General features: G+C 56.8%; 5 protein-coding genes. 2 read left to right on the top strand and 3 right to left on the bottom strand.

What is annotated here, in order from left to right; genetic code table 11:
* Positions 1-122: 122 nt before the first annotated feature.
* The 3 genes from Q0778_RS16270 to Q0778_RS16280 all read right to left on the bottom strand — a co-directional run bounded on the left by Q0778_RS16270 (position 123) and on the right by Q0778_RS16280 (position 4643).
* Positions 123-998, bottom strand: coding sequence for an ROK family protein (locus tag Q0778_RS16270; RefSeq protein WP_298337812.1), 876 nt, complete (start codon positions 996-998; stop codon positions 123-125).
* Positions 995-2110 (bottom strand): glycoside hydrolase family 68 protein, encoded by a 1116-nt coding sequence (locus Q0778_RS16275; RefSeq protein ID WP_298337815.1) that lies wholly within the window; start codon positions 2108-2110, stop codon positions 995-997. The genes Q0778_RS16270 and Q0778_RS16275 overlap by 4 nt, the downstream gene beginning before the upstream one ends.
* Positions 2111-2189: 79 nt before the next feature.
* A complete protein-coding gene (locus Q0778_RS16280; protein WP_298337818.1) occupies positions 2190-4643 on the bottom strand; it encodes a TonB-dependent receptor in 2454 nt (817 codons plus the stop codon).
* A 171-nt stretch (positions 4644-4814) separates the two neighbouring features.
* Between Q0778_RS16280 and Q0778_RS16285 the strand changes: the two genes are divergently transcribed.
* Entirely contained in the window at positions 4815-6149 is a 1335-nt protein-coding gene (locus Q0778_RS16285; RefSeq protein WP_298337821.1) for an MFS transporter, read from the top strand.
* Between the two features lie 9 nt (positions 6150-6158).
* A complete protein-coding gene (locus tag Q0778_RS16290) occupies positions 6159-7196 on the top strand; it encodes a LacI family DNA-binding transcriptional regulator (RefSeq protein ID WP_298337824.1) in 1038 nt (345 codons plus the stop codon).
* Positions 7197-7372 lie beyond the last annotated feature (176 nt).

Below are 7372 nucleotides of genomic sequence, written 5' to 3' on the forward strand. Positions count from 1 at the left end.
AGGCGAGATCGGACTTCTCAGAACCGGGGCAACCGGAAACGGAAAGCAAATTTCTTGCGCGGCAGAAATGCGCCCCAGTTTCAGGCATTAGATGCGCGACAAGGAAACCCTAAAAGCGGACATCAAACCAAGGACGCAAGCATTAGCGCTCCTGCGAGCCCAGCATTTTGATCTAAATCTGGCGAGACGATCTTGTGCTTTGACCCGCCTGGAAAATATCGTGCGCCGAGTTCCGATGCCATACGAGCCACACGCTCGGTCAAGCCGTCCGTCTTCATGACACCTCCGCCCAACACAATGATCTCGACTGCCGTCATTGCGATAAGGGAGTTCGCTAGCTGAGCGAGGTACAAGGCGATGATTTCTTGCGCCAAGTGATCCGTCGGCAACTCGGAAAGCGACGCTCCCCAACGCGCTTTGATAGCCGGGCCGCTCGCCAGCCCTTCTAGGCAGTCGCCATGGTGAGGGCATATTCCTGCGAACTCGCGATCATCGTTATGGCGACGTGGGAAGATGTGGCCCATCTCTGGATGCGCGGCTCCATGGACGGCCTGTCCGTCAAGCACCAGACCTCCACCGATCCCGGTGCCCACGGTGATATAGGCAAGCGAAGATGCCCCTTTCCCTGCCCCGTGTTGATATTCAGCGAGCGCGGCTCCGTTCACGTCGGTGTCGAAGCCAATGGGAACTCCAAAGCGTTTGGCAAAGTAACCAGCCAAGTCGCAGTTTTCCCAACCCGGCTTAGGCGTGTTGGTAATGTGACCCCAGAGAGGTGATGACCGATCAAGCTCGACAGGACCGAAACTCGCAATTCCAAGCGAGCTGATCGATCCCTGCCCCTCAAACCAATCGCCTGCCTGAGCCAGTGTCGTCGCTGGATCGCGCGTAGGGATTTCATGCCGTTCGATGATCTCGGTCGGTGAGTGTCCCACCGCAAGCACGAATTTAGTTCCGCCAGCCTCGATACCACCCAAAAGCGGTTTGCCCGTCGAACTCATGCCTCCACCGATTCCGCAAGTTCGCAGCGATCACCATCTATGGTTAGTTTCAAGAGTGGAGCAGGTACGCCGCCAAACAGTTTGTTGGCTTCGACGGGATCGGTGGGAACAGGTTCACCCTTCAGACCGCGAAAATCGACGAAGCTGGAAACCAGAAGCTCGCGCGTCACAAACCAGCTGTAGCTTTGGAGAGGCTCCTCATCAGGATTGGCGAGTACCAGACCCGATCCATTGAGTGGACGGTAATCGCCCATCAGACTGTCGGACACCATGCCATATAGGCCGTTGGGCGCATGGCTTAGGCCGGGTGCGAATGTCGAGCGCTGGGTCGCCCAAAAAGCGTAGTAGCCACCTTGGTGATAGACGACGTGCGCGCGTTCTAATTCATTGTTGACGCCATCAGCGTGGATTAGGAGTGGCAACAGCTCCCACCCGTCGTCGGTCCGCCGGGCGATGCCGACCGCGCCATTGTAGTCGCTGTCGGTACCGGCAAGAGATGCGGTGAAGATCAAATATTCGCGCCCGTCGGCAGGATCGCGGAAATAGGCCGGATCACGGAACGCCTTGATCTTGCCTGCCTCCCCTTCATGCGCGTCTGCGAGCATATATTCAGGTGCGACTTCGCTGATTGATACGCGGGGCTCGGTCCACGCGTCTGGCAGCCCATCTGCCCCGATAATCGCATGAGCTTCTACGAGCCGCTGTTGATAGCCTCCAGGGCGCTGACTTGTTCCGGCAGCAGTGAAGTACAGGCTGACGCCTTCGCTATCGGTGACCGCAGACCCCGCCCATTCGCGCTCATAGTCTACCGTGAATTCAGGGAGCACGTCGCCGAGATCGAACCAGCTTCCCGACTTGCGCTCGATGAGGCGAATTTTCGCCTCGAAATGGCGTAGGCTTGGATCGCCGCGATCAGGTGCGGATAAGGCCATCCATAGTTCGCGCCCGTGGATCGACGCGACGCGGCCATCCCGGTCCTGGATCGGCCACATATCCCAATAGATGCGCCCGGCATCGAGGGCGGCTTGATCATTCTCTGTGATGAGCGGAATGCGCGGAATGCGTGAGGCTTCAATCTTGCGCACACAGTCAGCGGTCCAGGCAGTGGTCATGCCGGCACCTTTAGCAAATGGTTGGAAATGATAAGGGCCGACCAGCAGGGAGGTTGGTGGCCGGCCCTTATCCGTTGCATCAGAAATCGAAGCGAACGGATGCTGCGATGGTGCGCCCTGCGATCGAACGAGCACGCACGATACCATTGGCCGGAATCGAGCCTTCCTCTGCTTCGGTGAACCCTTCGGTGTTGAAGAGGTTCGTCGCATTAAGGGCAATTTCGATCCTTTCAACCGGTCGAACCGCAACATAGGCATTGACCTGAGCGTACGCAGGCAGTTCGAGCTCGTTATTGTCCTGTGTAAAACTGTCGGTCGTACCGACAATATTTCCTCCAGCCTTGAAGAAGCCATCATCATACTGGGCGGTCGCCTGATAGATGAAATCTGCCTGGCGGCGCGGCGTATTGCCTATGACTGCGGCGTTGAGCGAATCGTCAATCTCAGCGTCAGTCCAGGTTGCGCCAGCGGTCAAAGAGAAAGGCCCCACCGAGTAGGAGCCTTCAAGCTCGATTCCAAACGCCTCGAAATCAGTATCCGTAACTACAATTGGTGCAATCTCGACATTGGTTTCGCTCGTCTCCGCGTAAAACCCTGTTGCGTAGACGGACAATCCATCACCCTGATACTTCAATCCCAGCTCGAGTTGATCAACGCGAGCGATAACGCCCTCGTCACCTCCGGTTAGGCTCCCGTCGATGGTGCTGACGGCGGGGGTAAACAGGCTCCGGTCGGCCGTGTGGCGACCACCCTGACTGTATCGTGCAAACACACCAAGATCATCGGTCAAAAGGTAGTTCGCTCCGATCGACCACGAGAAATAGTCGAAGTTGTAATTGACCGGGCTGGGGCTGCCGAGAGGAAGAACGCTTGTCAGAGCTTCAGCTGGGCTAATGTTGCCATCATTGTCGAAGTCGAAGTCCGTGACCGGGCCATCACCGGTGATCGTTCCGTCGGCATCGCCGAAATCGTACCGAATGCTGGCATCAATCGTGAGTCGATCAAACTCCAGTCCCAACGAAGCAAAAGGTGCGTATGTGCTGTACCGCACATCGTAGTTACGGCGACAGCAGTTTCCAAAGAAGCTCGCGCCGAAACCAACAATGCCGTTCTGAGTGATCGTGTTTCCGTCTGCATCGATGATATCCACCAAGACGGCGTTACCGTCGCCTTCAACTGTTTGAACGAACGAAGTCCATAACCAATCCGTATCAATGTCCTGACGCGAAAGGTAAAAGCCGCTCGTGAACGTGGCGGAGCCACCACCAAATTCGAAGTCTTTGGAGATACGGAAGTCGTTGGTGATGTTGTCGAGGCTGTTCAAGCGAGTGTTGAACAAGACCACATTGGTCAAGAGGCCATTGCCCCCGATCGTTGATGCGTCCGCTGCAGCGCCTGAATTGGGGCCTGTTGCGAACACAATGCTCGAACCAGCGCCACCAATGCCATCGGCAATTTCCTGGGCAGCGCCCGCGCTGGCAGGGAAAGGCGATACAAAACTGCCCGAATTGTCCGCGTAACGGAACCGGTTGGTTAGCGTCCACCCCGAGCCAACATCAATCTCGGATTCGATCCCAAAGGCTTGAGATTCAACCGAAAGGCCATCCTGGATGTTGAATGTCGCAGGATTATTGCTGCCATCAAGGGTGAGCGCTGTGCTGATAAACGGGCTCAGCAAGGAATCTCGGCCAGGATCAAATCCAGCTATGCCCTCATAGTCAGGGCTGTCATTCGTACCGCCAACGAAGACCGGTTGCGGCAGTATTGTTGGCGTGCTGTCGTCAAGGAACTTGGCGTGCAACCTGATATAACCGCGGTCGAACTCCTTGGTAATATTGGCTTTGATCTGACCGCCATCGGAGCCGTTGAAGCCGATGTCGCGCGCACCTTCGCCGGTGCGATAGAAACCACCGACATGGAAATAAAGATCATCGGCAAGCGGCGCGCCATAATCGAAATCGACCCGATAGGTTTCAAAGTCGACACCGACTGTACCCTGGATCGCGCCACCTTCGCGCTGCCCGGTCTTCGAGATAAAGTTGATCACACCGCCTGGGGCGTTTGAAGCGAAGGTGGAAGCAGATCCGCCGCGTACCGCTTCGACACGCGCTACATTGCGATCAGCGCGGAGGAAGTTGTCGGCGTTGCCGAAGATGATGTCGCCGAACTCGAGAACAGGCAGGCCGTCTTCCTGCAGTTGGATGTAACGCGCACCGCCAGTCGAAACGGGGAGGCCGCGCACGGCAATGTTGGCATTGCCTTCACCGCCTGATGCTTCCGAGCGAATCCCCGGGATCTGACGAATAAGGTCCGCGGAGGACGGTGGGGCAAGATCGGCGATCTGTTCAGCCCCGACCGTGCTGACCGAAACCGAGCTTTCGAGACGGTTCTGGCCGCGTGCAACGGCAGTAACAATGATGACGTTGCCTTCATCGGCGCCTTCATCAGAGGCAGTATCCGCGTCCTGTGCGAAGGCGGGGGTAGAAAAGGCACTCAGCGCGACGCCGAAGGCCAAAGCGTGACGGAACTTCATGGCAAAACTCTCCTGTGCGCTCGCACCATAGTGTGCGATTCGCAGTAAGGCATAATCTGATTGCAATCGATTGCAACACTAAAATTGCAAACGATTGCAATTGCGCGCAATCTATGTCACGAAATTGCTACAACGCCGGCAACATAACGGCGAGCGAGAGGATCTGAGATTATGCAAACCGCCGTAAAGCCACGGCTTTCGCTGCTGCGAATCATAGAAATGAACATCGGCTTCTTCGGGCTGCAGTTCAGCTTTGGACTGCAGCAAGCCAATATGGGGCCAATCTACGGTTTCCTCGGGGCGGACGAAGCAACCATGCCGCTCCTATGGCTTGCGGGTCCCATGACTGGCCTCATCATTCAGCCAATTGTTGGTGCAATGAGTGATCGGACCAACACGCGTTTCGGACGGCGGACACCCTATTTCCTGATCGGCGCAATCATCTGCACGATCAGCCTGTTCTTGATGCCCTATTCCTCCACGCTCTGGATGGCTGCGTCGCTGCTCTGGATCCTTGATGCTGGCAACAACATCACCATGGAGCCCTATCGGGCCTATGTCGCGGACCGGCTTGTGCCAAACCAAAGATCGATAGGTTTTCTGACGCAAAGTGCTTTTACGGGCCTTGCGCAAACCCTGTCCTATCTTGCGCCCACTTTGCTGACGGCCTTTGTTGCGCAAGATGTGCTGGACGATAACGGTATTCCAGTCATCGTTCGTATCGCCTTTATTATCGGTGCGATCCTCTCGATTTCGACGATCGTCTGGTCGGTCTGGCGCGTTCCCGAGCTGCCAATGACCGAGGATGAAAAGGCGGTTCTCGAGCAGAAACCGCTAACCGTAAAGGATACCTTCGCGGAAATCGTCGATGCCATCCGCGATATGCCAAAACCGATGCGCCAACTCGCGCTCGCCATGCTGTGCCAATGGTATGCCATGTTCGCTTATTGGCAGTACATCACGTTCGCGGTGGGGCGCTCGATCTACGATACGTCCGACCCGTCCAGCGCTGCATTTCGCGAAGCGACGCTGACCACGCAGCAGGCAGGCGCTCTATACAACTTCATTGCTTTCGTTGGGGCATTGTTGCTGATCCCGATCGTGGCGAAGCTTGGCGCGCGATCTGTCCATGCGGTGTGCCTGACAGCCTCAGGGATTGCGATGTTGCTCATTCCTGGAGCTGAGACTGCACCGGCTCTCTTCGCGCTCATGCTCGGCATTGGCATTGGCTGGGCCGGAATGATGGGGAACACCTATGTCATGCTGGCCGACTCCATTCCGGCGGAACGCAATGGTATCTACATGGGCATCTTCAACATGTTCATCGTTATTCCCATGCTGTTCCAGACATTGACGATGCCGCTGATTTATAACCCAGTTCTGGGCGGTGACCCGCGTAATGTGTTGATGCTGGGCGGGGCGCTGATGATTGTCGGTGCAATCGCAACCCTCTTTGTGGACGCGGGCCACAGAGTTCCGCGTGAACAAAAGGCGCTCGCGAGCTAAAGGGTAGTGATGGCGGACGAAGACGATCAAAATGGCGCAGAAAGCGCAGCCAAAGTTCGCACTCTTGCGGACCTTGCCAGAATTGCAGGCGTCTCTGCGGGGACTGTTTCGCGGGCGCTAGCGGGCAACAGTCTGGTCAATAAGAAAACGCGTGAGAAGATCGAGGCCATCGCGCGCGAGCACGGTTTCCGCCCAAACCAGATGGCGAGCAAACTCCGCAGGCAGAAAACGGGCGTTATTGGCGTCGCGATTCCCCTGGGTCATGACGTGCGGCAGCAGATCTCGGATACCTTCTTCATGACGCTGCTGGGCTATCTGGCAGACGAGCTGACCGAGAAGGGGTATGACCTCATGCTGAGGCGTGTCATTCCCGCTCAGGACGAAGATTGGCTGGACCGATTTATCGGATCAGGCATGGTCGATGGCGTGATTGTGATCGGTCAGTCAGACCAGTTCGAGCGGATCGAGGATGTTGCCGACGGTTATCTACCGATGGTGGTTTGGGGCAATCATCAGGAAGGTCAAAGACACTGTGTCGTCGGTTCTGACAACCGCCTGGGCGGGAAGCTCGCCGCCGAGAGGCTCATCGCGTCGGGAGCAAAGAGCCTCGCATTCTTAGGCGACACTCAGCCAATAGAGTTCGCAGCCCGCTACGCTGGCGCAAAAGAGGTCGCCGCCAAAATGGGTGTGCCTATCCGCGCCCTTCCGACGCACTTGTCGCCCGAGCGGACCGGCGAGGAAATCGCAGAGCATTTGCAAGAGATCAAAGGCAAGGTCGACGGCATCTTTGCCGCAACCGACACAATCGCGGTAACTTGCCTCAAAGAACTTCGGGAACGCGGCATCGATGTGCCGCGCCAGCTAAAGGTAGTCGGGTTCGACGATCTCCCACTCTCGAGTCAGACGGCCCCGCCTCTCACGACAGTTAGGCAAGATATCGCTGCCGGTGCAAAGGGCCTCGTGGACTTGTTGTTGCGACGCCTGGCAGGGGAAGATACAGAAAGTCTTGTCTTGCCTCCTCGCCTCATGGTTCGCGAAACCGCTTAGGAAGTTCGAGTACCGTGAAGCGGTTCCCAGCGGGCCTGGCACTCCGGGATTTAAGTCCAATTACGCCTTGGGTAACCCTTAATGCGGACGTTCCGCTTGCGGCCCAGATCGAGCCCCTGGCCTATAGCCAATATCGGCGTAGGAGCGGACATAAGGGCATGAGACATCTTTTGCTG

The organism is uncultured Erythrobacter sp. (assembly GCF_947502395.1).
In the GTDB taxonomy this organism is placed as follows: Bacteria; Pseudomonadota; Alphaproteobacteria; order Sphingomonadales; family Sphingomonadaceae; genus Erythrobacter.

Excerpts from the sequence above, each read along its gene's own strand:
- Q0778_RS16270 (WP_298337812.1), bottom strand. The coding sequence starts at position 998 with ATGAGTTCGACGGGCAAACCGCTTTTGGGTGGTATCGAGGCTGGCGGA.
- Q0778_RS16275 (WP_298337815.1), bottom strand. The coding sequence starts at position 2,110 with ATGACCACTGCCTGGACCGCTGACTGTGTGCGCAAGATTGAAGCCTCA.
- Q0778_RS16280 (WP_298337818.1), bottom strand. The coding sequence starts at position 4,643 with ATGAAGTTCCGTCACGCTTTGGCCTTCGGCGTCGCGCTGAGTGCCTTT.
- Q0778_RS16285 (WP_298337821.1), top strand. The coding sequence starts at position 4,815 with ATGCAAACCGCCGTAAAGCCACGGCTTTCGCTGCTGCGAATCATAGAA.
- Q0778_RS16290 (WP_298337824.1), top strand. The coding sequence starts at position 6,159 with ATGGCGGACGAAGACGATCAAAATGGCGCAGAAAGCGCAGCCAAAGTT.